22 protein-coding genes are annotated in these 25,859 nt (G+C 63.4%); 10 read left to right on the plus strand and 12 right to left on the minus strand.

The window, feature by feature from the left end; translation table 11 throughout:
- The first annotated feature begins 33 nt into the window (after window positions 1-33).
- From QN397_RS02845 to QN397_RS02880, 8 genes are all read left to right on the plus strand, one after another.
- A complete protein-coding gene (locus QN397_RS02845) occupies window positions 34-831 on the plus strand; it encodes a cytochrome C assembly family protein (protein WP_187054388.1) in 798 nt (265 codons plus the stop codon).
- Window positions 828-1,085 (plus strand): PP0621 family protein, encoded by a 258-nt coding sequence (locus tag QN397_RS02850; RefSeq protein WP_323500026.1) that lies wholly within the window; start codon window positions 828-830, stop codon window positions 1,083-1,085. The genes QN397_RS02845 and QN397_RS02850 overlap by 4 nt, the downstream gene beginning before the upstream one ends.
- A gap of 5 nt (window positions 1,086-1,090) precedes the next feature.
- On the plus strand, window positions 1,091-2,782 hold the full coding sequence (locus QN397_RS02855; protein ID WP_323500027.1) for a sensor histidine kinase: 1,692 nt from the start codon (window positions 1,091-1,093) through the stop codon (window positions 2,780-2,782).
- Window positions 2,783-2,786: 4 nt separating this feature from the next.
- Window positions 2,787-4,415 (plus strand): sigma-54 dependent transcriptional regulator, encoded by a 1,629-nt coding sequence (locus QN397_RS02860; RefSeq protein ID WP_323500028.1) that lies wholly within the window; start codon window positions 2,787-2,789, stop codon window positions 4,413-4,415.
- Window positions 4,408-5,034 (plus strand): 1,6-anhydro-N-acetylmuramyl-L-alanine amidase AmpD, encoded by a 627-nt coding sequence (ampD, locus tag QN397_RS02865; RefSeq protein WP_323500029.1) that lies wholly within the window; start codon window positions 4,408-4,410, stop codon window positions 5,032-5,034. The genes QN397_RS02860 and ampD overlap by 8 nt, the downstream gene beginning before the upstream one ends.
- 346 nt (window positions 5,035-5,380) lie before the next feature.
- Window positions 5,381-8,350 carry a ribonucleoside-diphosphate reductase subunit alpha gene (locus tag QN397_RS02870; protein WP_323500030.1) on the plus strand — a complete coding sequence of 990 codons (2,970 nt, stop codon included), beginning with the start codon at window positions 5,381-5,383 and terminating at the stop codon, window positions 8,348-8,350.
- 144 nt (window positions 8,351-8,494) lie between these two features.
- Window positions 8,495-9,706 carry a ribonucleotide-diphosphate reductase subunit beta gene (locus tag QN397_RS02875; RefSeq protein WP_323500031.1) on the plus strand — a complete coding sequence of 404 codons (1,212 nt, stop codon included), beginning with the start codon at window positions 8,495-8,497 and terminating at the stop codon, window positions 9,704-9,706.
- Window positions 9,707-9,899: 193 nt separating this feature from the next.
- The gene (locus QN397_RS02880) at window positions 9,900-10,424 is read left to right on the plus strand and encodes a histone H1-like DNA-binding protein (protein WP_323500152.1); all 525 of its coding nucleotides are present in this window, start codon (window positions 9,900-9,902) and stop codon (window positions 10,422-10,424) included.
- A 90-nt stretch (window positions 10,425-10,514) separates the two neighbouring features.
- Here QN397_RS02880 and QN397_RS02885 read toward each other — a convergent pair whose 3' ends face one another.
- The 7 genes from QN397_RS02885 to QN397_RS02915 all read right to left on the minus strand — a co-directional run bounded on the left by QN397_RS02885 (window position 10,515) and on the right by QN397_RS02915 (window position 16,968).
- On the minus strand, window positions 10,515-11,417 hold the full coding sequence (locus QN397_RS02885; protein WP_323500032.1) for a carbohydrate kinase family protein: 903 nt from the start codon (window positions 11,415-11,417) through the stop codon (window positions 10,515-10,517).
- A 59-nt stretch (window positions 11,418-11,476) separates the two neighbouring features.
- On the minus strand, window positions 11,477-12,910 hold the full coding sequence (locus QN397_RS02890; protein WP_323500033.1) for a zinc-ribbon and DUF3426 domain-containing protein: 1,434 nt from the start codon (window positions 12,908-12,910) through the stop codon (window positions 11,477-11,479).
- A 40-nt stretch (window positions 12,911-12,950) separates the two neighbouring features.
- Complete coding sequence (gene prmA, locus QN397_RS02895; protein WP_323500034.1) at window positions 12,951-13,835, minus strand: 50S ribosomal protein L11 methyltransferase; 885 nt, start codon at window positions 13,833-13,835, stop codon at window positions 12,951-12,953.
- 17 nt (window positions 13,836-13,852) lie between these two features.
- A complete protein-coding gene (accC, locus tag QN397_RS02900) occupies window positions 13,853-15,202 on the minus strand; it encodes an acetyl-CoA carboxylase biotin carboxylase subunit (protein ID WP_187054378.1) in 1,350 nt (449 codons plus the stop codon).
- 2 nt (window positions 15,203-15,204) lie between these two features.
- Entirely contained in the window at window positions 15,205-15,657 is a 453-nt protein-coding gene (gene accB, locus QN397_RS02905; RefSeq protein WP_323500035.1) for an acetyl-CoA carboxylase biotin carboxyl carrier protein, read from the minus strand.
- A gap of 163 nt (window positions 15,658-15,820) precedes the next feature.
- A complete protein-coding gene (locus QN397_RS02910; RefSeq protein ID WP_323500036.1) occupies window positions 15,821-16,378 on the minus strand; it encodes a TlpA disulfide reductase family protein in 558 nt (185 codons plus the stop codon).
- On the minus strand, window positions 16,375-16,968 hold the full coding sequence (locus QN397_RS02915; RefSeq protein ID WP_323500037.1) for a hypothetical protein: 594 nt from the start codon (window positions 16,966-16,968) through the stop codon (window positions 16,375-16,377). The genes QN397_RS02910 and QN397_RS02915 overlap by 4 nt, the downstream gene beginning before the upstream one ends.
- Before the next feature lie 88 nt (window positions 16,969-17,056).
- Between QN397_RS02915 and mpl the strand changes: the two genes are divergently transcribed.
- Window positions 17,057-18,475 carry a UDP-N-acetylmuramate:L-alanyl-gamma-D-glutamyl-meso-diaminopimelate ligase gene (mpl, locus tag QN397_RS02920; protein WP_323500038.1) on the plus strand — a complete coding sequence of 473 codons (1,419 nt, stop codon included), beginning with the start codon at window positions 17,057-17,059 and terminating at the stop codon, window positions 18,473-18,475.
- Window positions 18,472-18,981: a cupin domain-containing protein gene (locus QN397_RS02925; RefSeq protein ID WP_323500039.1), complete on the plus strand. Its 510-nt coding sequence runs from the start codon at window positions 18,472-18,474 to the stop codon at window positions 18,979-18,981. The genes mpl and QN397_RS02925 overlap by 4 nt, the downstream gene beginning before the upstream one ends.
- A 39-nt stretch (window positions 18,982-19,020) precedes the next feature.
- On the opposite strand, the gene QN397_RS02930 is transcribed toward QN397_RS02925, so the two are convergent.
- The 5 genes from QN397_RS02930 to QN397_RS02950 all read right to left on the minus strand — a co-directional run bounded on the left by QN397_RS02930 (window position 19,021) and on the right by QN397_RS02950 (window position 25,778).
- Window positions 19,021-20,139, minus strand: a complete 1,119-nt coding sequence (locus QN397_RS02930) for a 3-deoxy-7-phosphoheptulonate synthase (RefSeq protein WP_323494849.1) — start codon at window positions 20,137-20,139, stop codon at window positions 19,021-19,023.
- Between the two features lie 223 nt (window positions 20,140-20,362).
- Window positions 20,363-21,823, minus strand: a complete 1,461-nt coding sequence (gene tldD / locus QN397_RS02935) for a metalloprotease TldD (RefSeq protein ID WP_187054371.1) — start codon at window positions 21,821-21,823, stop codon at window positions 20,363-20,365.
- A 162-nt stretch (window positions 21,824-21,985) separates the two neighbouring features.
- Window positions 21,986-23,140, minus strand: a complete 1,155-nt coding sequence (gene rodA, locus QN397_RS02940) for a rod shape-determining protein RodA (RefSeq protein ID WP_187054370.1) — start codon at window positions 23,138-23,140, stop codon at window positions 21,986-21,988.
- 39 nt (window positions 23,141-23,179) lie between these two features.
- Window positions 23,180-25,042, minus strand: coding sequence for a histidine kinase (locus QN397_RS02945; RefSeq protein ID WP_323494850.1), 1,863 nt, complete (start codon window positions 25,040-25,042; stop codon window positions 23,180-23,182).
- Window positions 25,043-25,046: 4 nt separating this feature from the next.
- Window positions 25,047-25,778: a response regulator transcription factor gene (locus QN397_RS02950; RefSeq protein WP_323494851.1), complete on the minus strand. Its 732-nt coding sequence runs from the start codon at window positions 25,776-25,778 to the stop codon at window positions 25,047-25,049.
- Window positions 25,779-25,859: the final 81 nt, after the last annotated feature.

The raw sequence follows: 25,859 nt of genomic DNA on the forward strand, positions 1-25,859 counted from the left end.
GAGCCGCTGCAGGGGCGCAGCTAAACTCAGCCCATGATTTTAGCGAGCCCCTCCCCGCTCGGCGTGGCACTGGGCATCGCCGCTGCCGCAGCCTATGCCGTGACCGCCGCCGGCGCATCGCGGCTCGGGCGACAGGGCACGCGCTGGTTGCTCGGCCTGGCCTGGCTGCTGCACGGGCTCACATTGGCCTGGAGTCTGGTCGGCGGCATCCCGCTCTTCGGGTTCGCGCCCGCCATTTCCGTCACCGCCTGGCTCGTGTTGACGGTCTACGCCATCGAGAGCCGCATGTATCCGCAGCTCACTGTGCGCCGGGTGCTGGCGGTGCTCGGTGCCGGCGCTGTCTTGCTGGCTGTGCTGTTCCCCGGCGTGCCGCTTCATGTTTCCGCTTCGCCGTGGCTGCCGCTGCACCTGGCGCTCGGCATCGCGTCGTATGGACTGTTCGGCGCCGCGGTCGTGCACGCATGGCTCATCAGCCGCGCAGAAAAACAGATTCGGCTTGCCGCCGATGCACAAGCCGGCGTGCCTTTACTCACGCTGGAACGACTGACCTTCCGCTTCGTTACCGCGGGCTTCGTGCTGCTCTCGGCGACGCTGCTGGCCGGCTTGCTCTTCAGCGAAACCTTGTACGGCCGTGCCTGGAAGTGGGACCACAAAACTGTGTTCTCCATCTTGGCGTGGTTCTGTTTCGCCGTCCTGCTGACAGGCCGCGCGCGCTTCGGCTGGCGCGGGCGCAAGGCACGTCGGGTGCTCTATGCGGGCGCGGCATTGCTGGTGCTGGCCTATGTAGGCTCGCGATTCGTGCTCGAAGTGGTTTTGGGACGCGCGCCATGAAGTACCTGCTGGTTTTTATCGTTCTGTTCATCGCAATCTGGCTCTTTCGCAAGGGCCAGCGCGAAGAAGAACGCGAGGCCGCGCGCAAGGCCCGGCCTGTCCCACCGAAAGCGCCGCCGGCCGTCGGCGCGCCGCAGGCCATGCTCCGCTGCGCGCAGTGCGGGCTGCACCTGCCTGCCACGGACGCTATCGCCGGTGCCGACGGCGTCTATTGCAGCGTCGCGCACCGACGGGCCGCCGAAAGCGCGCGTTGAGCGACATGGCGCCCCTCCTCTGGTCCCGTGGCGAACCGGGAACAGACTGGGGCGGCCTCGAAATTGCCACGCGAGAAAGCTCTGCGTTGCTGCGCTTGTGGCGTGGCTTCATGACCGCACGCTACTTCGTCGCGGCCGTGCTGCTGGTGCTGCAGGTCATCACGCTGACGATCGGCCAGCCGGTGCATCGCGCCGCCATCGCGGTATCGATCGCGTACCTCGTCGCAACGCTGCTCGGCTCACGCTACGCCCGATTCCAGCCGCCGATTCGCGGCATGGGCCCGACCTGGTTCGCGACCGTCGGCATCGATCTCGCGACCTTCACGCTGCTGCAGTTGCTGCAGATTAGCAGCATCAACTACACACCGCTGTTCGCGCTGCCCGTGTTGATGGGTGCGGTGCTGGGCACGGTATCGGTCGGCCTCGGGACCACCGCCGCAGTGACCTTGCTCCTGCTGGCAGACGCAACCTGGAACTGGTTGCAGCAACCATCCGATTCGTCGACCCGCTTCGTGCAGGCGGCGCTCACCGGCACCGGCCTGTTCGTGGTGGCGCTGCTGGCGCACGAACTCTCGCGCCGGCTGGCGCGCGAAGAGGCGCTGGCGGTGCGCAATCGCAGTTCGGCGCAAATGCACGCGCAGGTCAATGACCTGGTCATCGAAACGCTGACCGAAGGCGTGTTGGTGATCGACAGCTTCGGCCGGGTGCATGCAGCCAATCCGGCGGCCGACGAGATCCTTGGGCAAGGGCTGGCCGGCATGGCGCTGCCCTTTCCGCTCGACACCCATCCGGCGTGGCAACCGCTGGCGGCACTGGCAGCTCAGACATTTTTGCGGCGCGCTCCGCAGTCGCATGAAGTGCCGGTTGCGCAGGCACAAGGCGCGCCGCGCGAGGTGCGCGTGCGCACACGCCTGACGCCGCCCAGCGAGCGCGGCTTCGACAGCCTGTGCGTGATGTTCCTGCAAGACCTGCGCGAACTCGAAGCCCGCATCCGCACCGAAAAGCTGGCCGCGATGGGCCGCATGTCGGCTGCCGTCGCACACGAAATTCGCAATCCGCTGGCGGCGATCACGCAGGCCAGCGGACTGCTGGCGGAAGACCTGGTCGACCCCGCGCACCGCAAGCTGACGAGCATGGTGCAGCACAACGCGCAGCGCCTCGCACGCATCGTCGACGACGTGCTCGATGTCGCGCGCGCGCGCCAGCAACGCATCGAACCGCTCGGCGACATGGTCGAACTCGACAGCACGGTGCGCATGCTGACTGAAGAATGGGTGCGCCAGTCGAAGCGCAACGGCGTGCTGGTGATGCTGGGAACCGCCGGCCGCGACGTGCGCTTCGACGCCGAACACCTGCGGCGCATTCTGGTGAACCTGCTCGATAACGCCGCGCGTTACGCCGGCGAGCGCGATGGCTCGATCCAAGTCAGCACGCTGGCCGATGACCTCAACCGGGCACATCTCCAGGTGTGGAGCGACGGCGCACCGTTGGAGACGGCAGTGCAGCGACATCTGTTCGAACCCTTCTTTTCATCGGAGAGTCGGTCCAGCGGTCTCGGGCTCTTTATTTGCCGCGAGTTGTGCGAGCGGCACGGCGCGACCATCGGCTACGAGCGTCGCGCGCTTGCCGCGAACGGGCCAGAAGGCAACGATTTCTTCGTTTCGTTTGCACCGGCCGAGACGCGGCTGACACAATAGGCGGGTGAGCAATCCCACCCGATCGTCGACGGCGTCCGCGTTGCATGCGCAAAGCGCGCAACCCGCGCACATCCTCGTGGTCGACGACGAACCCGACCTGCGCACGCTCTACGAACTGACGCTGCTGCGCGAGGGTTACAAGGTCGACGCGGCCGGCAGCGTAGCCGAGGCAATGCAGCATCTGGCGGCCGTGCGCTTCGATGCGGTGATCACCGACATGCGGCTGCCCGATGGGCTCGGCATGGAAATCCTGCAGCGCATCCAGAACGACCAGCGCAGCGAGCGATGCGTCGTCATGACGGCCTACGGCTCCGCCGAAAACGCCGTCGAGGCCTTGAAAGCCGGCGCCTTCGACTACCTCACCAAGCCGGTCGATCTGAAGCAATTTCGAGCCGTCGTGGCCTCTGCCGTCCAGCAACATGCGTCGCTGGTGAAGGTGGTGCGAACGGCAGCCAGCATCGATACGGGTGCAAGCAAATCAGCGGTCGTGGCTGCGAGCGGGTTGGCCGCGCTGGCCCGGCTGGTCGGGGATTCGGAACCGATGCGGATCGTCAAGTCGCGCATAGCCAAGGTCGCGCGCGGCATGGCGCCGGTGCTGGTGCGCGGCGAGTCGGGCACCGGCAAGGAACTGGTCGCGCGCGCCGTGCATGCGTGCAGCCAGCGCAGCGACGGCCCGTTCGTCGCAGTCAATTGCGGCGCCATTCCGGAGAACCTGCTGGAGGCGGAGTTCTTCGGCGCGCGCAAGGGCTCGTACACCGGCTCCTCGCAAGACCGCGACGGCTACTTTCAGGCGGCGCGTGGCGGCACCTTGTTTCTGGACGAGATCGGCGACTTGCCGATCGCCATGCAGTCGAAGTTGCTGCGTGCCATTCAGGAGCGCAACGTGCGGCCGATCGGCTCGACGCAGGAAGACGCGGTCGATGTGCGCATCGTCAGCGCGACGCACAAGGATCTGCACGCCGAGGTGCTGGCGAGCCGATTTAGGCAAGACCTTTTCTATCGGCTCAACGTGATCGAGATCGCGGTGCCTGCGCTGCGCGAGCGGCGCGAAGATCTGCCGGCGCTGTGCACCGCGCTGCTCGAACGCATCGCGCACGAAGCTGGCATGCCGGTGCCGACGCTGTCTGCCGACGTGCTACGCCGGCTCGCGCTGCATCCACTGAACGGCAACGTGCGCGAGCTTGAAAACCTGTTGCACCGCGCCGTCGCGTTGAACGATGGCGATGAGCTGCATCTGGATCTGATGGGGTCTGATTCCGGACTGGCGAGCCTGGCTTCGATGACGAGTTCTGCGGCTTCGGGCATGGTCGATGTGGCGAACGATGCAGCAGGTGGTGCGCGCGTGGCGAGCACCGCTGATCTGCACGACGCCCCCATCGGCTCGAACAGCGCGACATCGATGCCGCAGGAAGCGAAGGCGCCGCCGCCTGCAGTGCCGTCCGACCTGCAGACCTATCTCGATCAGCAGGAGCGCGAGATCCTCGTGCGCGCGCTGCATGAAAGCGGATTCAATCGCACCGCAGCGGCGGCGCGACTCGGCTTGAGCTTGCGGCAGATCCGCTATCGCATTGCACGCCTCGGCATTGCGACACCGAACGGCGACGATGGACATGGCGTCGCCATCGATGAATGAGGGGGTTCGCGTGGATGGTGCGGGGGATGGAATCGCGAACGGCGCAGCGATGTGGAACACAGGCTGGTACCGCTTTGCCAGGCAACTGCATTCGCCGAACTTCGGCCCACGCCCTGCCGGCGCGCAGATCGATCTGATCGTGCTGCATTCGATCAGCCTGCCACCTGCGCAATACGGCGGCGACGAGGTGCAGCAGCTATTCACCAATCGCCTCGACTGGGACGCACACCCGTACTTCAAGAGCATCCGCGGCGTCGAGGTGTCGTCGCATTTTTATGTGCGGCGCGACGGCGAACTCTGGCAGTTCGTCAGTTGCGACGATCGTGCCTGGCACGCAGGTCCATCGGCATGGCGCGGCCGCACCAACTGCAACGACGATTCGATCGGCATCGAGCTCGAAGGGCTCGAAGGTGCGCTCTTCGAAGACGCGCAATACGAGACGCTTGCCGGCCTCTGCCCCGCCATCGCACAGCACTATCCGATCGCCTTCGTCGCCGGCCATGAGCACATTGCACCCGGACGCAAGCAAGACCCGGGGCCAGGCTTCGCATGGCGGCGTCTGCGCGACGCAACGGGTTGGAAAAAAGATATGTTTCCCGAGGTCGCCATCGGACCTTGATATCGCTCTGCGAACATGGCGCGCGGCGCTCTTTCGCATCGCAGCAACCATGCGGTTCGCAGGTGCAAAAGCGGTCGAAAACCGCATGGTTGCTGGGTTGGAATAACGTAGGTCAGCAACCACGCCGCATGCCCGGCATCTACGACGCCACGCACACCGCAAAGCGACAAGATGTGCAGTTTTTCACAAACATTGAAGTTCGTCGAAAACACTACATCTAGTGGTTGTAGGCCCCTCAGACCCTAGATATAGTGTGCCGTCTGGAACAAATGCCTGAATGGCTCCGGAATCGAACGCCGACCACCGATGCCCGCGTCTCCAACAAGAATTGCCAACCGAGGACCGAATGCAAACAGCCCAGAACACACCGTCCGCATCGCGCAACGCGCTATCCACCAACGGCAGCCCCAACGCCACCAGCAGCGTTCGCGACACCGCCGGATCGCCCGCCGGCAATGCGCTCGCGCACTACCAGATCATTCGCCGTAACGGCGCGGTGGTCCCGTTCGAACCGAACAAGATCGCCATCGCGATGATGAAGGCCTTTCTCGCCGTGCACGGCACGCAAGGCGCGGCGTCTGCCAGCGTGCGCGAAACCGTCGACGGCCTCACGCAAGCGGTCGTGCGCGCCATGGTGCGCTCGCGTCCAGGCGGCGGCACCTTCCACATCGAAGACGTGCAGGATTCGGTCGAACTCGGCCTGATGCGCGGCGGTCACCATGAAATCGCGCGTGCCTATGTGCTGTACCGCGAACGCCGCACGCAAGAGCGCGCCAAGCAAGGTGCGCAAGACGCGCCTGTCGCCCCGATCATCCATGTGCTCGACCGCGGCGAGCGTGTCGCGCTCGACCTGAATGAACTCAAGGGCCTGATCGAGTCCGCCTGCGAAGGTCTGGGCGACAGCATCACTGCGGCACCGATCCAGGCCGAGACGATGCGGAACCTCTACGACGGCGTGCCGCTCGACGAGGTCTACAAAGCATCGATCCTGGCAGCCCGCACGCTGATCGAAAAAGATCCGGACTACACGTTCGCCACTGCGCGCCTGCTGCTGCACACGATCTTCAAGGAAATTCTCGGCCGCGAAGTGATGCCAGTCGAGCGCTCGCAAGCCTACGTCGACTACTTTCCGCAGTTCATCAAGAAGGGCGTCGACAACGAACTGCTCGACGAGAAGCTGCTGCAGTACGACTTGCCCCGCCTGGGCGCCGCGCTCAAGGCTGAGCGCGACCTGCAGTTCGACTACCTCGGCCTGCAAACGCTGTACGACCGCTACTTCCTGCACATTCGCAAAGACCGCATCGAACTGCCCCAGGCGTTCTTCATGCGCGTTGCGATGGGTCTGTCGCTCGGCGAAATCGACCGCGAAGCGCGCGCCATCGAGTTCTACGAAGTGCTGTCGTCTTTCGACTTCATGTCGAGCACGCCGACGCTGTTCAACGCCGGCACGCTGCGCTCGCAACTGTCGAGCTGCTATCTGACGACAGTGCCCGACGACCTCGACGGCATCTACGAATCCATCAAGGAAAACGCGCTGCTGTCGAAGTTCGCCGGCGGCCTGGGCAACGACTGGACCCGCGTTCGCGCACTCGGCAGCCACATCAAGGGCACCAATGGCGAATCGCAAGGCGTCGTGCCTTTCCTGAAGGTGGTCAACGACACCGCGGTCGCGGTGAACCAGGGCGGCAAGCGCAAGGGCGCGGTCTGCACTTACCTCGAAACCTGGCACCTCGACATCGAGGAGTTCCTGGAACTGCGCAAGAACACTGGCGACGATCGCCGCCGCACGCACGACATGAACACGGCCAACTGGATCCCCGACCTGTTCATGCGCCGCGTGATGGAGAAGGGCACCTGGACGCTGTTCTCCCCCAACAACGTGCCCGACCTGCACGACCTCTTCGGTGCCGACTTCGAGCGCGCCTACGTCGCTTACGAAGAACGGGCGGCACGCGGCGACATCAAGCCGAGCCGCACGCTGCCGGCCGCCGACCTGTGGCGAAAGATGCTCACGATGCTGTTCGAAACCGGACACCCGTGGATCACTTTCAAGGACGCGTGCAACGTGCGCTCGCCACAGCAGCACGCGGGCGTCGTGCACTCGTCGAACCTCTGCACGGAGATCACGCTCAACACCAGCGACACCGAAACCGCTGTGTGCAATCTGGGTTCGGTGAACCTGCTGCAGCATCTGAAAGACGGCAAGGTCGACCATGAGAAGCTGAAGCGCACGATCTCGACCGCGATGCGCATGCTCGACAACGTGATCGACATCAATTACTACGCCGTCAAGAAGGCGCGTGACTCCAATTTGCGCCATCGTCCGGTCGGCCTGGGCGTGATGGGCTTCCAGGATGCGCTGTATGAGCTGCGGATTCCGTACGCTTCGCAAGAAGCCGTCGAATTTGCAGACGTGTCGATGGAAGCCATCTGCTACCACGCGTACTGGGCATCGACCGATCTCGCCAAGGAGCGCGGCAAGTACTCGAGCTACAAGGGCTCGCTGTGGGACAAGGGCGTGCTGCCGATCGACACGCTCGACCTGCTCGAAAAAGCACGTGGAGGCTACGTCGAAGTCGACCGCTCGACCACGCTCGACTGGGACGCGTTGCGTCAGAAGATCAAGACCGACGGCATGCGCAATTCGAACTGCACGGCCATCGCTCCGACCGCGACCATCTCGAACATCATCGGCGTCGACGCATCGATCGAGCCTTGCTTCGGCAACCTGTCGGTCAAGTCGAACCTGTCGGGCGAGTTCACCGTCATCAATCACTATCTGGTGCGCGACCTGAAGCGTCTCGGTTTGTGGGACGACGTGATGGTCATGGACCTGAAGCACTTCGATGGCTCGCTGCGTCCGATCGATCGCGTGCCGCAAGACATCAAGGCGCTCTACGCCACCGCCTTCGAAGTCGAAACGACGTGGCTGGTCGAAGCCGCCTCGCGGCGCCAGAAGTGGATCGACCAGGCGCAGTCGCTCAACATCTACATGGCCGGTGCATCGGGCAAGAAGCTCGACGACACGTACAAGCTCGCATGGTTGCGTGGCCTGAAGACGACCTACTACCTCCGCACGCAGAGCGCGACGCACGCTGAAAAATCGACGGTGCAATCCGGTCGTCTCAATGCTGTGTCGTCGGGCAGCACGAGCAGCGATGCAGCGTCGAACATGTCATCGAGCGTGTCGGGCGCATCAGGCTTGAGCGCACTCGATGCTGCTGCACTCGCTGCGCAATTGCAGTTGAGTTCGATGCCGCAAACCGACATCGCGTTTTGCGGTGTCGACGATCCGACGTGCGAAGCATGTCAATGAAGCGCGTTTGATGTTCGCGGCATCGCCTGACATCACAACGCGATGCATGTGAGCAACATAACGACGAGATAAATGGAGCGCGATGTGAACGAGCACTTTCCAACTTACATCGTTGCTCTGATAATTTGAGCATTGGATTTTTCTATGTTGACCTGGGACGAAGAAGTCAAGCCCTCCTTGCCAAAGGACATGCAACAAGGATTGCAGCACTCACCGAAAAGCGGCGCATTGAATGCACGCTCGATGGAGGCCCCGACGCCGAAAATTGCACCAGCCGTCTCTGCTGCAACATCGTCGGTCGCTGCGTCATTTGTCGCGTCAGCCGCCGCTCCGGTCGCACGCCGCGTGCGCGCCGACGACAAACGAATCATCAACGGCCAAACCGACGTCAACCAGCTCGTGCCCTTCAAGTACAAATGGGCGTGGGAAAAGTACCTGGCCTCTTGCGCCAATCACTGGATGCCGCAGGAAGTGAACATGACGCGAGACATCGCGTTGTGGAAAGACCCAAACGGTCTGACCGAAGACGAACGCCGCATCGTGAAGCGCAACCTCGGCTTCTTCGTGACCGCCGACTCGCTCGCCGCCAACAACATCGTGCTGGGCACGTATCGACATATCACCGCGCCGGAGTGCCGCCAGTTCTTGCTGCGCCAAGCCTTCGAAGAAGCGATTCACACGCACGCGTACCAGTACATCGTCGAGTCGCTCGGTCTGGACGAGAGCGAGATCTTCAACGCCTACAACGAAGTGCCTTCGATCCGCGAGAAGGACCAGTTCCTGATCCCGTTCATCGAAGCCATCAGCGATCCGCTCTTCAAGACCGGCACGCACGAGACCGACCAGACCCTGCTCAAGTCGCTCATCGTGTTCGCATGCCTGATGGAAGGCTTGTTCTTCTACGTCGGCTTCACGCAGATTCTGGCGCTGGGTCGCCAGAACAAGATGACCGGCGCCGCCGAGCAGTACCAGTACATCCTGCGCGACGAGTCGATGCACTGCAACTTCGGCATCGACCTGATCAACCAGCTCAAGCTCGAGAACCCCGGCCTCTGGAACAGCGAGTTCAAGGCCGAGATCAAGGCCCTCTTCATGAAGGCCGTCGAGCTCGAATACAAGTACGCTGAAGACACCATGCCGCGTGGTGTGCTCGGCATGAACGCCTCTATGTTCAAGGGCTACCTGCGCTACATCGCCAACCGGCGTGCACAGCAGATCGGCCTCGAAACGCTCTTCCCGAACGAAGAAAATCCGTTCCCCTGGATGAGCGAAATGATTGACCTGAAGAAAGAGCGAAATTTCTTCGAGACCCGCGTCATCGAATACCAGTCGGGTGGTGCGCTGTCGTGGGATTGAATTTTTTCGATAAGAATAAATGAGTTCAAGAATTGCTTTCGCCGCCGATCACGCCATAGAGCGCGGCACGGACGAAAGCGCAGGTGTTCATGGTGCTGGGCTTGATCCAACACCATGAATCGCTTCACGTTCACAAGCGGACGCGAAGTGCTTCAAGAGGTTGATTTTTCAACTTGATCAAGGAGAAATAGAAATGGCAACTGCAAAGAAAGCGCCGGCTAAGAAAGCCGCTGCAAAGAAGGCTCCGGCAAAGAAGGTCGTGGCTGCTAAGAAGGCTCCCGCCAAGAAGGTAGCCGCGAAGAAGGTAGCAGCCAAGAAGGCTCCGGCCAAAAAGGTCGCTGCCAAGAAGGCTCCAGCAAAGAAGGCCCCGGCTAAAAAAGTAGCAGCCAAGAAGGCTCCGGCCAAAAAGGCAGCTGCGAAGAAGGCCCCGGCTAAGAAGGCTGCCGCCAAGAAGGCTCCTGCGAAAAAGGCTGCTGCGAAGAAGGCCCCTGCCAAGAAGGCTCCTGCGAAAAAGGCCGCGGCTAAAAAGACCGCTGCCAAGAAAGCAGCGAAAAAGCCCGCTGCCAAGCCTGCCCCTGCTGCGAAACCTGCGCCCGCCAAGAAGGCAGTCGCCAAGGCCCCTGCAAAGGCAGCCGTAGCGCCCGCTCCTGCGCCCGCCGCGCAGACGACGCTGAACCCTCAGGCTGCATGGCCGTTTCCGACGGCCAGCAAGCCCTGAGTCGGTCAGCGGCCTTAAGGCAAAAAGCCCGACACCTCACGGTGTCGGGCTTTTTTTTCGCTCAGCGAATGGACGCTGACGAATGCGCTTTCAGAGGCCGATCGCCTTCAAGTCGATCTGGTAGTTCTGCGGCCCGCGTTGCGCGATCTTGAGCGCACCGATCTGGTTGCCCAGCGCTGCACACCGCGTGAGATCCCACCCTTGTTCCAGCCCGAACAACAACGCACCGCGCCACGCGTCGCCGCAACCCGTGGGGTCGACAACTGCCTCAGGCTTGACGGCCGGAACATGCATCTTTTGCCCATCGACCCATACATCGCAACCCTCCGCGCCAAGCGTGACCACCAGCCCGCGCGCGCGACGCGAGATGTCCGCCTCGCTCCAGCCGGTGCGGTCGCTCAGCATCTTGCCTTCGTAGTCGTTCACGGTGACCCAGTCGGCCTGCTCGATGAACCGTGCCAGCTCATCTCCATTGAACATCGGCAACCCCTGGCCCGGATCGAACACGAAAGGAATGCCGGCTTGTTTGAACTGCTCTGCATGCTGCAGCATCGCGTCACGTCCATCGGGCGAGATGATGCCGATACGGATGTCATCGCGTGCCGCGATCTTGTTGAGATGGGCTTGCTGCATTGCGCCAGGATGAAAGGCCGTGATCTGGTTGTTGGCCATGTCGGTCGTGATGAAGCATTGCGCGGTGTAAGTGTCGGAAAGTTCGCGAACGAACTCCGTGCCGATGCCCAACCCCTTGAATCGGGCGACGTAGTCAGCGCCGTCGCTGCCCACCGTAGCCATCGGCAATGCCGTGCCGCCCAGTGCGTTGAGGCTATAGGCGATGTTGCCCGCACAGCCGCCGAAATCACGCCGAAGCGCCGGCACCAGGAACGACACGTTGAGGATGTGCAACTGATCAGGAAGGATCTGGTCGGCGAACCGACCTTCGAACGTCATGATGGTGTCGAATGCGAGGGAACCGCAAATCACTGCTGCCATGGGTAAACCGTTGTTGGAAAAGAAAAAAGGAGAAAAGAAGTCGGCGCCGCTCGGCCGCTTCAGGGATAAAAAGCCACCAGACGGTAACCAGCCACCGGCGGCAGACTCGCAGCTTGGGCAGCGTCGAGCGCCAGCGGCATCGACGCCACGCGTTCGCCGCGCGCGGCCAGCTCTGCCGGGGCACCGAAGTCGGCCGGCAGCAACACGCGCCGGATCACCGCCTGCTCCTGCGTATCGAGCAGCGAGAGTTCGATGGCCGGCATCGCGAGCGGCACCGACGCGGCGTTGCGCAAGGTGAAGCTGAGCCGATAGCCGTCGCCGACCTTCTCGCGGGCAAATGCGGCGCCATCGATCGTGACATCCCCGATCTGACGCAGTGCCGACAGTTGGCAACCGGTGATGGCACACACGCCGCTCAACAGCGACCGCATGCCGGGCTGTCTCGCAACGATGGCGTCGCGCTCCTGCCGCAAGACCTGCACCGTCAGCAACAGCACGCCCAGCACGACGCCTGCGACAAGCAATGCGCGTCCCTTGACACCGTGCCAGAAGGTCGGTGCCGAGGCGGCACGAAGAAGCCCGGGCAAGGTGACGCCTTCGGAGCCGGTCACCGGTGCACTCTCTGCGGTCGCCGACATGACGGCCAGCGGCATCGCATCGCTTTCGGACTGAACCAGCGGCATCGGGTTGGAGTCCTGCGCGGCAGCACTCTTTTCGCGCGAACGCGCGATCTTGGCGGCCTTGTCGCGCGCCCGTCGCAACGCCTTCTGAAACTGCACCTGGCTCGCGTTGTCCGCTTGCTCCCTGAGATGCGACGGCACGATCAAGGGAGATTTCGTCGTCGGTGCGTCGCCGTTGTTGTCGGACTGCGGCGTGACGACTTGCGGCCACGGTTCGTCCGCCACCAACCCGATCGACGGCAGACCGGGCAACGTGCGCGGCAGCACGATGGCACCGGCATGCAATGAGGGCTTGAAGGGCGCCGGCTCTGTGCTCCGGGGCGGCTCGGAGAGGTTGAGTTCGTCGGCGGGCATCGGCATGGGCATAGGCCGACGCTCGAACACGGTCTCCGAGCTATACGCCACGACATACGGCTGGCGCTCTTCTTCCGGGGCTTTGCCGGACGGATCCAGTTCGCGCGACAGGTCGGACTCATGTCCTTCATCTGCCTTGACTTCATCCACGTCGTCGTCGTCGAAGTCGGGCTCGGGCATCTCGAGCGGCGCGGGCGCCGATGCGACGGGCTCCGGCAGAGGCTCGTCGTCGAAGAAATCCGCATCGTCTGAAAGCGGCGGCGGCGATGGCACGGACGCCGCCGACGCGGGCACTGCAGGCACAGACACTGCGGGCTCAGGCAACTCTTGCAGATCGAGCGACGCATCGAACACATGGCTGCAACGACCGCAGCGCACCCATCCGTCGGAGATCCGCAATTGATCCTTCACCACCTTGAAGGTGGTCGCGCAGGAGGGGCAACGGGTGACGAGGCTCATGTCGCGCGAATTGTAGGGTCGCACCCCGCGCACCGGAAGCTCAGGTGCGCGCCGTCATCAGGATCCAGCCGTCTTCGCTATCGCTGACCGTGAGTTCGACGTACGGCGCGTAGGCCGCCTTCAGCTCGTCTGCCTGCCGCTCCAGGATGCCTGCGAGCACCAGCGCGCCACCCGGCGCAATCCGCTCGCACAGCAGCGGCGCCAGTACCTTGAGGGGCGTGGCGAGGATGTTGGCGAGCACGGTCTGATAGCGACCATCGACAGCGTCGGGCAATCCGGTCTTCAACTGGACGCCGTTGGCTTCGGCATTGAGCCGGGTCGACGTCACGGCCGCCTCGTCGATGTCGACGGCATCGATGTCTATCGCGCCGTACTTGGCCGCACCGATGGCGAGGATGCCGGAGCCACAGCCGTAGTCGAGGACGCGCTGGCCCTCGAGGCCACCGCGGGTCGCGATCCAGCGCAGACACATGCGCGTGGTCGGGTGCGTGCCGGTGCCGAAAGCCAGGCCCGGATCGAGCCGGATCACTTTGCTCGCTTGCGCCGGAGGTTCGTGCCAAGTCGGCACGATCCAGAAGTCGGGCGTGATCTCGACCGGGGCGAACTGCGATTGCGTGAGGCGCACCCAATCCTGGTCCGGTACTGCGCCGATACCCAGCACCTCGCAACCGTCAAAGAATTCCTGCGGTGTGAGCACAGCGACCGCCTCGTGCGCTATCGCCTCGGTATGGAACAGCGCCATCACGCGGGAGCGCTGCCATCCTTCTTTTGGCGGCGGCATGCCGGGTTCACCGAACAATGCCTGTTCGGCATCGGTCGCCGCGTCTGCATCTTCAACAGACACGCTGAGCGCATCGAGCACGTCGAGCGCATCGCTGACCGACTCGACGCCACTTTCAGGGACCAACAAACGCAGCTCGAACATGGACGTCACCGGCCGGCTCAGCGCTTGTGCGCCGCGAGCCACTCTTCGAGGTAGTGGATGTTGGTGCCGCCCGCCATGAACTTGGCGTCGACCATCAATTCGCGGTGCAGCGGAATGTTGGTGTTGATGCCCTCGACCACCGTCTCGTTGAGGGCCGTGCGCATGCGCGCCATGGCCTGCTCGCGCGTGTCGCCGAACGTGATGATCTTTCCGATCATCGAGTCGTAGTTCGGCGGCACGAAGTAGTTCGTGTACACGTGCGAATCAACCCGCACGCCGGGACCACCGGGCGGGTGCCACATCGTGATCCGGCCTGGCGAAGGCGTGAACTTCCACGCGTCCTCGGCGTTGATGCGGCACTCGATAGCATGACCGCGCATCTGGATCTGACGCTGGGTAAACGGGAGCTTTTCGCCCGCGGCCACCATGATTTGCGTCTTGACGATGTCGATGCCGGTAGTGAACTCGGTTACGGGATGCTCGACCTGCACCCGCGTGTTCATTTCGATGAAATAGAACTCGCCGTTTTCATATAGAAACTCGAAGGTGCCGGCGCCGCGATAGCCGATCTTCTTGCAGGCCGCCGCGCAACGCTCGCCGATCTTCTCGATGAGTTTGCGCGGAATGCCCGGTGCCGGCGACTCTTCAATCACCTTCTGGTGGCGCCGCTGCATCGAACAATCACGCTCACCGAGATAGACCGCGTTTTTGTACTTGTCGGCCAGGATCTGGATCTCGACGTGCCGCGGATTCTGGAGAAACTTCTCCATATAGACCGCCGGATTGCTGAAAGCAGCACCCGCCTCGGCCTTGGTCATCTGAATGGCATTGATGAGCGCGGCTTCGGTATGGACCACGCGCATGCCACGCCCACCGCCACCGCCCGACGCCTTGATGATGACCGGATAGCCCACCGCACGCGCAATGCGCTTGTTCGTGGCCGCGTCGTCCGACAGTTCGCCTTCGGAGCCGGGCACGCAAGGCACCCCAGCTTTGATCATGGACTGCTTGGCCATGACCTTGTCACCCATGGTCCGGATGTTTTCTGGCGTTGGGCCGATGAACTGAAATCCGCTCTGCTCGACGCGTTCGGCAAAGTTGGCGTTCTCGCTCAAAAAGCCGTAGCCCGGATGAATCGCCTCAGCGTCGGTGACTTCGGCCGCCGAAATGATGGCCGGCATATTGAGATAGCTCAGCGCCGATGCCGCCGGGCCGATACACACCGCTTCCTGCGCCAGCTTGACGTACTTGGCCTCGCGATCGGCTTCGGAATAGACCATGACGGCCTTGATGCCCATCTCGCTGCAGGCGCGCTGAATACGCAGCGCGATCTCGCCGCGGTTGGCGACCAGAATCTTCTTGAACATGGTCACTCGATGATGAACAGCGGCTGGCCGTACTCGACTGCCTGGCCGTTTTCCCCAAGGATCTGCGTGACAGTGCCCGACTTGTCGGCTTCGATCTCATTCAGGATCTTCATGGCCTCGATGATGCAGACGGTGTCGCCTTCATTCACTTTGCTGCCGACTTCCACGAAAGCGGCGGCACCCGGGCTGGACGAGCGGTAGAAGGTGCCGACCATCGGAGATTTGATGGCATGGCCAACTGGCGCTGCTTCCGCTGGCGCCGCAGGAATCGCTGCTGCAGGAGGCGCATGAGCAACTGCTGCGGACGGTGCTGCCATGGCCTGCACGTATTGAACCGGTGCGGGTTCACCGCCCTTGACGATGCGAACCTTGCCTTCTGCTTCGGTGATCTCTAATTCGGAAATGTTGGATTCAGACACCAAATCGATCAGTGTCTTCAGTTTGCGCAGGTCCATGGGGCTCCATTGCCGGCGGGGCCGGTCATTCGGGAAATCAACTCGCCTGGAATCGGTGTAGTGCGTGTAATAGCAACTTATTACCGACTACTGGCAGCTACGTCAGTCTATTCCAGCGATTTGCGACGTCAGCGCGTCGGGATCGCCGTCGGCCGCCCGCATTCTAACCGTGAACATATGCACGCCGCCATGCCTCCAGGTCAGCGGGCTCGAGCTTTCCCATTTTCCGCGCGCCGACTTTTCCATCGGCCTGCACTACCAAGGTGAAGGGCAATCCACCGCCCGTGTTGCCCAACTGCTTGACCAGTTCGGTGCCTTCAAGACCAGCCAATCCGACCGGAAAGCTCACCGGCGTCTTTTCGAGAAACTTGCGCACTGAACTTGGCTGATCGATTGCCAATCCGATCACTTGCCACCCCGATGTCGCATGATCGCGAAAAAAACGATCGACCATCGGCAGCTCCTCGACGCAAGGCGGACACCAGGTCGCCCAGAAATTGACCAGCAGCGGCTTGCCCCGAAGGTCGGCCAGTTTGAGTTCTCCGCCTTCAGGCCGCGTGAAGCTGCGAGACCAAAAGGCCGGGTCGCCCTCGTCGACGCTCCCTGCAGTGCTGGCCGCATTGGCATCATGTTTGAGCCATGCGCCACCGACACCCGCGCCGGCAGCCACTACCGCCACGCCACCGTAGAGCCAGCGTCGCCGGCTCAAATCCGTCTTCATCCCGAATCCTTTTCAATGAGGCGCCGCAATCCCGTCACGTCGCCACGCGGCGTACGCCCCTGCGCATCCGGCTTCAGTGCGCCGCGCAAGTCGTCAAGATCGTAGACCAGCAGGTGCACGCCGATGTCTTCGCCAAGTGCAAGGCTCGACGCGTGCACGCTGAGCGCCTCGACTTGCTCGCCGTGAAAGCCGGTAACCGTGCGGGGCTGGTAGTCGACGTGATGATCGATCAGCGCGATCTCGGCCGACTTGGAATCGTCGCAGAAAAGCTGGACATAAATATCCGAAAGGCGCGTTGCCGTGCCGTGCCACACCGCACCACCTACGTGCGGACGGAAAGCCGACATGCGCTCCATCCATTCCAGTGCCAGCATGCGCAACGCATGGAGCTCTTTGGGCTGCGTATCGGCGCAAAAGAGCTGGATGTAGTCACGGACTTCGACCTCGACCTCGTCGTTGTTGGGCAGCGAAGTCCGGTTCGGCAAACCCATCTCGCGCAAGGCACGACGTTTGGCCGGCCCGTACTCCAGCCCCTCCTCGACGACGAGGCGGGCCGCGGTCGCTGCGATTTCGCGCTTGGACATGTCCATCGAATCATTTTGCCCGGAGAGTGCCATTTGAAGAAGCCCCGAAGCAGCCCAGCAGATGCGCTGCCGGCGCCGTCCATAAAATCAGTCGATGCACATTCACATTCTCGGCATCTGCGGCACCTTCATGGGCGGTGTGGCCGCCTTGGCGCGCGAAGCCGGTCACCGCGTGACGGGCTGCGACGCCGGCGTCTATCCGCCAATGAGCGACCAGCTGCGGGCGCTCGACATCGATCTCATCGAAGGATTTTCGGCCGACCAACTGGCGCTGGCGCCCGACATGTTCGTGGTCGGCAATGTCGTTTCACGGGCTCGACTGGCCGACGGCACGCCGAAGTTTCCGTTGATGGAAGCAATCCTCGACGCCGGTTCGCCCTATACGAGCGGCCCGCAATGGCTCGCTGAAAACGTGCTGCAGGGCCGCCATGTGCTGGCGGTGGCGGGCACGCACGGCAAGACCACGACCACGTCGATGCTGGCGTGGATTCTCGATCGCGCAGGCAGGACGCCGGGCTTTCTCGTCGGCGGTGTGCCGCTCGATTTCGGTGTGTCGGCACGCCTGGGCTCGAACTTGCCCTTTGTCATCGAAGCCGATGAATACGACACCGCGTTTTTCGACAAACGCAGCAAGTTCGTTCATTACCGACCGCGCACCGCCATCTTGAACAACCTGGAGTTCGACCACGCCGACATCTTCGATGACCTCGCGGCGATCGAGAGGCAGTTTCATCACCTCGTGCGGACGGTGCCGAGCACTGGCCGCGTGGTGGTGAATGCAACCGAAGACAGCCTGCAGCGCGTGCTGGCGCAGGGCTGCTGGAGCGAGGTCGCACGCTTCGGCGGTGCGATCGGCAGCGCGGGCGCGCGGGCCGAGTGGCAGGCTGACGGCGAGCACAGCGCTTTCGACGTGCGCCGCCATGGCGAAGTCGTCGGGCGCGTCGAATGGGAACTGTCGGGGCTGCACAACCAGATGAATGCGCTGGCCGCCATCGCCGCCGCCGAGCATGTCGGCGTGCCGCCGACCGACGCCGCGGCCGCGCTCGGGACCTTCCACAACGCGCGGCGCCGCATGGAATTGCGCGGCGTGGTCGCGCGCGCGGGTGGCGACATCCATGTCTACGACGACTTCGCGCACCATCCCACCGCCATTCGAACCACTCTCGACGGCCTGCGTCGTCAGCTGGACATTCAGGGCAAGACCGGCGAGCGCATCGTCGCGGCCTTCGAGCCACGCAGCAACACCATGAAGCTGGGGACCATGTCGTCGCAGCTGCCGTGGAGTCTCGAAGCCGCCGATCTTGCTTTCTGCCACACCGCCGGACTCGACTGGGATGCGGCCGCAGCGCTCGCGCCGCTCGGCAACCGAGCTCGCGTGGTCGGCGCGATCGATCCCCTGGTGGCGCAAATCGTCTCTGCCGTACGACCCGGCGATCACATCGTCTGCATGAGCAATGGCGGATTCGGCGGCGTGCACGACAAATTACTGGCCGCGCTGCGGGCCGCCGCATGACGCTGAACCGCGCGCAGCAGCTGATTGAAGCGCTGCATTTGCAGCCGCACCCGGAAGGCGGCTGGTATCGCGAGACGTTTCGCTCCGGCGCAGTGTCGACGCCGGTCGATGGCCGCCCGCCGCGCAGCGCGCTAACGACCATTTATTTCATGCTCGAGGCCCATCAGCATTCGCGTTGGCACCGCGTGCTGTCCGACGAAGTCTGGGTGTTCCTGGAAGGCGTGCCGCTGGCACTGTGGACTTGCGACGCCAACTTGCGAACCGCGCCTGCGCACGTGCGTTTGGGCACCATCGATGTCCACGGCACCCGCCCGCAGCATGTGGTGCCAGCTGGTCAGTGGCAGGCGGCGCGGCCCATCGTGAGCCACGCGGCGGGGGACTACACGCTGGTCGCCTGCACGGTCGCGCCGGGCTTCGACTTCGCCGATTTCTCGTTCATGGCCGGAGACGGCGACGAAGCCGCGGCCATGCGCCACCATTGGCCCGACCTCGCCGACCTGATCTAGCTTGATCCGGTCGAGGTCGGATCGATCTTGAGAGTCCGATCAGCCGCGACGCGACTTGACCGCCTGCGACAGCGTCTCGAGTACGCCAACCGAATCATCCCAGCCGATGCAGGCATCGGTGATGCTTTTGCCGTATTCGAGCCCGGCCAACTCGTCCTTGCCGGGCGTGAACTTCTGGGCGCCGGGCTGCAGATGGCTTTCGATCATCAGACCGAACACCTGGCTGGAACCGCCCGACACCTGGCCCGCGATGTCGGCGGCGACGTCGATTTGTTTCTGGTGCTGCTTGGAACTGTTGGCATGGCTGCAATCGACCATCAAGGTGGGCGGCAGGCCGGCCGCCATGAGGTCGGCGCAGGCCGCCGTCACGCTGGCGGCGTCGTAGTTAGGCGCCTTGCCGCCACGCAAGATCACATGGCAATCGCGATTGCCGTTGGTCTGCACGATCGCGACCTGGCCGTTTTTGTGCACCGACAAAAAGTGATGGCCGCGCGCCGCCGCCTGAATGGCGTCCGTCGCAATACGAATGTTGCCGTCCGTTCCGTTCTTGAAACCGATCGGTGCCGACAAGCCCGATGCCAGCTCGCGATGCACCTGGCTCTCCGTCGTGCGTGCGCCGATCGCGCCCCAGGCGATCAGATCGCCGATGTATTGCGGCGAGATCACGTCGAGAAACTCGCTGCCCGCAGGCAGACCGAGCCGGTTGATGTCGATCAGCAACTGCCGCGCGATCCGCAGGCCTTCGTCGATCCGAAAGCTCTCGTCGAGGTACGGGTCGTTGATGAGCCCTTTCCAGCCGACCGTGGTGCGCGGCTTTTCGAAGTAGACGCGCATCACGATCTCCAGCGTTCCGGCGTACTTCAGACGCTGCGCCTGCAGCCGCTTGGCGTACTCGAGCGCTGCGACCGGATCGTGAATGGAACACGGACCCATGACCACCAGCAGCCGGTCGTCCTTGCCAGCCATGATGTTGTGAATGTTGCGCCGCGTGTCGGCAATGAGCGTTTCGGTCGCGGTGCCGCTGATCGGGAAAAAGCGGATCAGATGTTCTGGAGGGGGCAGCACGTTGATGTCCTTGATGCGTTCGTCGTCGGTCTTGCTGGTCTTTTCGACGGTCGCATACCAGCTGTCGCTGGGTCGGGCGGTAGGAAGGGTCATCGTGGGCTCCTGATCTGAAGTCTTGATTGAAAAACGAGGGGCACAAAAAAACCGCCGGGGCGTGAGCGCCGGCGGTCTTGGAGGGGTGTACGTTTGCTTTACGCGCTCGCCTCTGGGCCGCCGGAGATCCGGAACCAAAAGTACGAAAAATAGAATACGGCGCGCAAAGACATGGAGCCGCAATGTAGCACAGGGTTTTTCAGAACGACGCGACGCTGGCGCGTCAGGCCGTGCCACCGACCGTGAGCCCATCGATGCGCAACGTCGGCTGGCCGACGCCGACCGGCACGCTCTGGCCTTCCTTGCCGCAGGTGCCGACACCCGAGTCCAGCGCCATGTCATCGCCGATCATCGTGACGCGTGTGAGTGCGTCAGGGCCGTTGCCCACGATGGTCGCGCCCTTCACCGGGTACTGGATCTTGCCGTTCTCGACCCAGTAAGCCTCGCTCGCCGAAAAGACGAACTTGCCGCTAGTGATGTCGACCTGGCCGCCGCCGAAGTTGGTGGCGTACAGACCCTTCTTGATGCTGGCAACGATCTCCTTCGGGTCCTTGTCGCCGCCAAGCATGTAGGTGTTGGTCATGCGCGGCATCGGCACATGCGCGTAGCTTTCGCGGCGGCCGTTGCCGGTGGGCTTGACCTTCATCAGGCGCGCGTTCATCGAATCCTGGATGTAACCCTTCAGGATGCCGTCTTCGATCAGCACGTTGCGCTGGCTGGCGTTGCCTTCGTCGTCGACATTGAGCGAGCCGCGGCGATCGGCGATGGTGCCGTCGTCGAGCACGGTCACACCCTTGGCCGCCACGCGCTCGCCGATGCGGCCCGAGAACGCGCTCGATCCCTTGCGGTTGAAGTCGCCTTCGAGCCCGTGGCCAATGGCCTCGTGCAGCAGGATGCCGGGCCAGCCCGGGCCGAGCACGACGGTCATTTCACCGGCCGGTGCGGGCCGAGCTTCGAGATTGGTGAGCGCCGCCTTGACGGCTTGGTCGACATATTCGGCGATGTGTTCGTCGTCGAAGTAAGCGAGCCCGAAGCGCCCGCCACCGCCGCCGGAGCCGATTTCGCGGCGGCCGTTCTGCTCCGCGATCACAGTCACAGAGAGACGCACCAGTGGGCGCACATCGGCCGCCAGCGTGCCGTCGGCGCGTGCCACAAGCACTACGTCGTATTCGCTTGCGAGTCCGGCCATGACCTGCGCAATGCGCGGATCGCGCGAGCGCGCCAGCTTTTCGACTTTGCCGAGCAAGGCCACCTTCGTCGCGCTGTCGAGCGTGGAGATCGGGTCGACGCCAGCGTAGAGCGAGCGGCTCGATGCGACCTTGCGGGAAGGCGTCTTGGCGCGACCCGTACGGCCCGAGGCTGAGATCGAACGCACGGTGCGCGCCGCGTCGAGCAGCGACGCTTCTGAAATGTCGTCCGAGTACGCGAACGCGGTTTTTTCACCGCTGACTGCTCGCACGCCGACGCCCTGGTCGATGCTGAAGCTGCCGGTCTTGACGATGCCTTCTTCCAGGCTCCAACCTTCGCTGCGGGTGTACTGAAAGTAGAGATCGGCGTCGTCGACACCGTAAGAGGTGATTTCGCCGAGCGCTTTGGTCAGGTGCGATTCGTCGAGACCGAAGGGCGTGAGAAGCAACGATTGCGCCGTGGCAAGGCGCTCGATGGTGGGTTCGCGAGAGATCATCGGACATTATTGCTCGCCCCCAGGGGCGGTGCGCACTTCGTGTCGCTTCGCCCTCCCTCTACCGCGGAGTACTTGCCTCGCGCCCTACCGAAGGCGATGCCAGTCGCGCGGCAGAGCCGGTTTCACGGCATCTCACCCACAGACCGCCGCCCTACGGCGCGGTCAGGTCTGCATCAAGCGTTTGGCGCGCGAAATCGACATCAGGATGCCCAGGCCGAGGCCAAGCGTGACCATGGCGGTGCCGCCATAGCTGATGAAAGGGAGCGGGACGCCGACGACGGGCAGGATGCCGCTGACCATGCCCATGTTGACGAAGGCGTAAGTGAAAAAGATGAGCGTGATGGCGCCTGCAAGCAATCGCGAAAACAGGGTGGGTGCGTCCGATGCAATCGCGAGGCCGCGGAAAATCAGGAAGATGAAGGATGCGATCAAAAACAGGTTGCCGGCCAGCCCGAATTCCTCAGAGTACGCGGCAAAGATGAAGTCGGTGGTGCGCTCGGGGATGAACTCCAGGTGCGTCTGAGTGCCCTGCATAAAACCCTTGCCGCCGACGCCACCTGCGCCGATCGCGATCATTCCCTGGATGATGTGAAAGCCTTTGCCGAGCGGGTCTTTGCCCGGATCGAGCAGCGTGCAGATACGCTGCTTCTGGTAGTCGTGCAGCACGCGCCAGTCGAAGCCGTCGGCGCACAGCGTCGACTCGTAGCCGACGATCAGGGCCACGGCGACGAGCCCGATGAGGAACGGCGGCAATATCAATTTCCAGGACAGGCCCGCGAAGAAAATCACCGACAGCCCGGCCGACAGCACCAGCAACGCGGTGCCCAGGTCGGGTTGCTTCACGATAAGGCCGACAGGCACCACCAGGAGGATGGTCGCCACCGCGAAATCGAGCGGTCGCAACTGACCTTCGCGCCGCTGGAACCACCAGGCCAGCATCAACGGCATGGCGATCTTCAGAATCTCGCTCGGCTGTATCACGAAGCCGACATTGAGCCAGCGCTTGGCGCCCTTCTTGGTCAGCCCGAATACCGCCACCGCAATGAGCAGCGCAACGCCCAGGGTGTAGAGCGGCACCGCGCAGCTCATGAGCCGTTGCGGCGGAATTTGCGCCACCACGAACATGATGAAGCCGGCCAGGATCATGTTGCGACCGTGGTCCATGAAGCGGGACCCATGGTCGTAGCCCGACGAATACATCGTCAGCAGTCCAGCGCACGCGAGCAAAAACACGGCAAAGGCCAGAAAACCGTCGAAGCCTTGAAAAATAGGCGCGATGCGGCGCGCGAACGAGGGCTGGTTGAACACGGCTGACATGGCCGCGGATTATCCGCGCCTGCCGGGCACCACCGGCCCCTAACCGATGAATTCAAGCGAGACGACAGTGCGCCCCGGTCGGCTTTCCAGCGACAGCACCACACCGAGGGCCCCTGCGCGCTGGCCGAGCGACCGCGGCACCTGCAGTGCGTCGAAGCCACAGCCGTTGTCGATCACCCGCAAGCGGAGTACGGCGCCGTGCATCGCCGCTTCGAGTCGCAACACGCTGGCGCCCGAATGCTGCAGCACATTGGAGATCGCCTCGAACAACAAAAGCTGAACCTGCCGCATCGCCTGCCCATCGAGCGCGGCCACCGGCGTCACGTCGTCGACCGCCCATTCGAGCGCGATGCCCGATGCAGTGAAGCGTGGCGTCATGCGGTAGCGCATGCCTGCCAGCAGCGCGCCGACATCGCCGGGCGGCAGATGGATCGAGTCGATCGACAACTTGAGCTGGTCGAGCGAATCGCGCAGGGTGCGCAGTACGTCGGCATCGCTCGCCTGCCCCGACTGCAGCTGACGGATCGCGGCGCTGATGTGCGAGCCGACGCCGTCATGCATGTCCCGCAAGATGCGCTCGCGCTCGTGGGTGCGCGCCTGTTCCCGCGCCACCTTTTCTAGCTTGCCGTACGTCGACTCGAGTTCCTGTTCCCGCTCGGCCACGCGCGCCGCCAGCGTCGTCACCCAGCCGCGCGCCTGGGCGCTCGCGGCCCGAAATCGTCGCAGCACGATCAGCAGCAGCGCGATGCCGAAGAACACCGACGAATAGCGAACCCAGGTCGTACCACCATAGGAATCGCTGATCCGGATCACCAACCAGTCGCGCGTGCCGAAGGCGATCGAAACCACCGCGGCGGCCATCACTAGCAGCCGCCCGACGTCGGGCTTGCGCACGGCGGCGACGGCGAAGCCCCCGACGAAGACCACCAGTATCCCGATCTCGATGGCCAACCACCGGGTCAGCCACTGCGGCTCGTCGACGGCCATGGACAGGCAAGACGACACCAGCGTGCCGAACACGATGACCACCATCGGCCAGCGAATCCAGCGCATGCCCGGACGCGTGTCCCAGCCGGCCACGTGATAGCAGAACATCATGGCCGAAGCAATCCAGCCGGCGTAGCACATCGCCATCAGCACGCCCCACGGTCCCCAGGACAACGGAGGTTCGGCGATCACGCCGTCGGCCACCCGGAGGGCCCAGCAGAACTCGGCCAGCGCCGCCCAAAGATAGATACCCTCGCGGCGTTCGCGCGCGCCAGCACTGGTGTCGACCTGCGTCAGCCAGAGCGACAGAGCGATGCCGCCGAGGATGAGACTGAATGCAGTGAGCAGCACCGAGCCGGTAAAGCGCCACGCATAGGCGGCCTCGAAAAGTTGGGTCCGCAGCTCCGCAGCCGGGCCGAGCGTGACCGGCGACAAGCCGCCACGCCGCCCGCTGTCGGCACGAATGCGCACCTGCAGCAAGTTGTCTCCAGCATGCAGCAACCGACCCGGCACGGGCAGGTAGACGGGTGCCTTGGCATAGTCGGCGCCATTGCCGCGATCGACGTCACCGTACACCTGCAACAAGGCGCCGTTGAGCCACACGTCGAAGACGTTCCCGGTGCGCGGAATAAAAATTCCCCAGGGTGTTTCGGGTTCGTCATCGAGCTTGAAGGGCAGCTCGAAAGAGGCGAATCCAGCTTTGCCCCCGTGTTGTCGATCCCAGTTGTAGGGGAGCGTGACGGCACCTTCCTGGGTCACGCCATCGACACTCGTCGCCACCCGGCCGGCGCGCAGTTCGATGGGGTCCACTTCGTCTGCGGACGCGGCAGAAGCCATCGCCGAGGCGCACGCTGCGCACATGACAGCCAGCAAGGCGATCCGTCGCACGGCGAAGAACCACGCGCCGCGCTTCACTGGTTCAGCGCGGATGCGGCAGGAGTCCAAGCCGGGTCGCTTCGAACACCGCCTCGTTCTTGGAGTGCACCGCGAGCTTGCCGTACAGGTTCTTGATGTGCGTTTGCACCGTGTGCACGCTCAGCACCTTCAGTCGCGCAATCTCGGCATATGAAAACCCCCGCGCGACGAGCGTCAGCACCTCCTGCTCGCGGCTCGACAGCAGTTGGCGCACAACGGCCTCGGCCAGGACGGGCACTCCATCGCGCAAGCCTTTCACCGGCATCCCCGAATGCAGCAGGCGGTATTTTTCCAGCACGCGCCGGGCGATCATTGGGGAAATGGGCGATGCGCCGGCCTTCATCTCCACGATGGTCTGCGCAATGTCTTCAGGCGCAGCGTCCTTGTGGATGTAGCCGACCGCACCGGCCTCGATGCTCGACAACACGTTGTCTTCGTCGCCGAATACTGAAACGACCAGCGGATCGCACGCGGCGAACAGCGCCACCGCGATACGGATCACTTCGAGCCCGCTTCCATCCGGCAACCCGAGGTCAACCAGCACCACGTCAGGAGGCTCCGAGGTCCGTTGCATCCATGCAACGGCTTCGGCGACCGTGCCTGCTGAACCGAGCAATCGCAGGTGCTCGCTGCGACGCACGCTGTTCTCGAAAAAACCGCGGGCGCGCGCATCGTCTTCCACCACGTAGACGGTCCAACTGGGTTCCGTGCCCCGCCCGCTTTCCTCTCTTGTCATGTTCCGAGCATAAAGCCCGGAAAGAGTGAGTCGCATCGCCCTACTACCCGATTCATGGGATGGGCAACCAAGGCGCAGCAC

The organism is Variovorax sp. RTB1 (genome assembly GCF_035018765.1).
In the GTDB taxonomy this organism is placed as follows: domain Bacteria; phylum Pseudomonadota; class Gammaproteobacteria; order Burkholderiales; family Burkholderiaceae_C; genus Variovorax.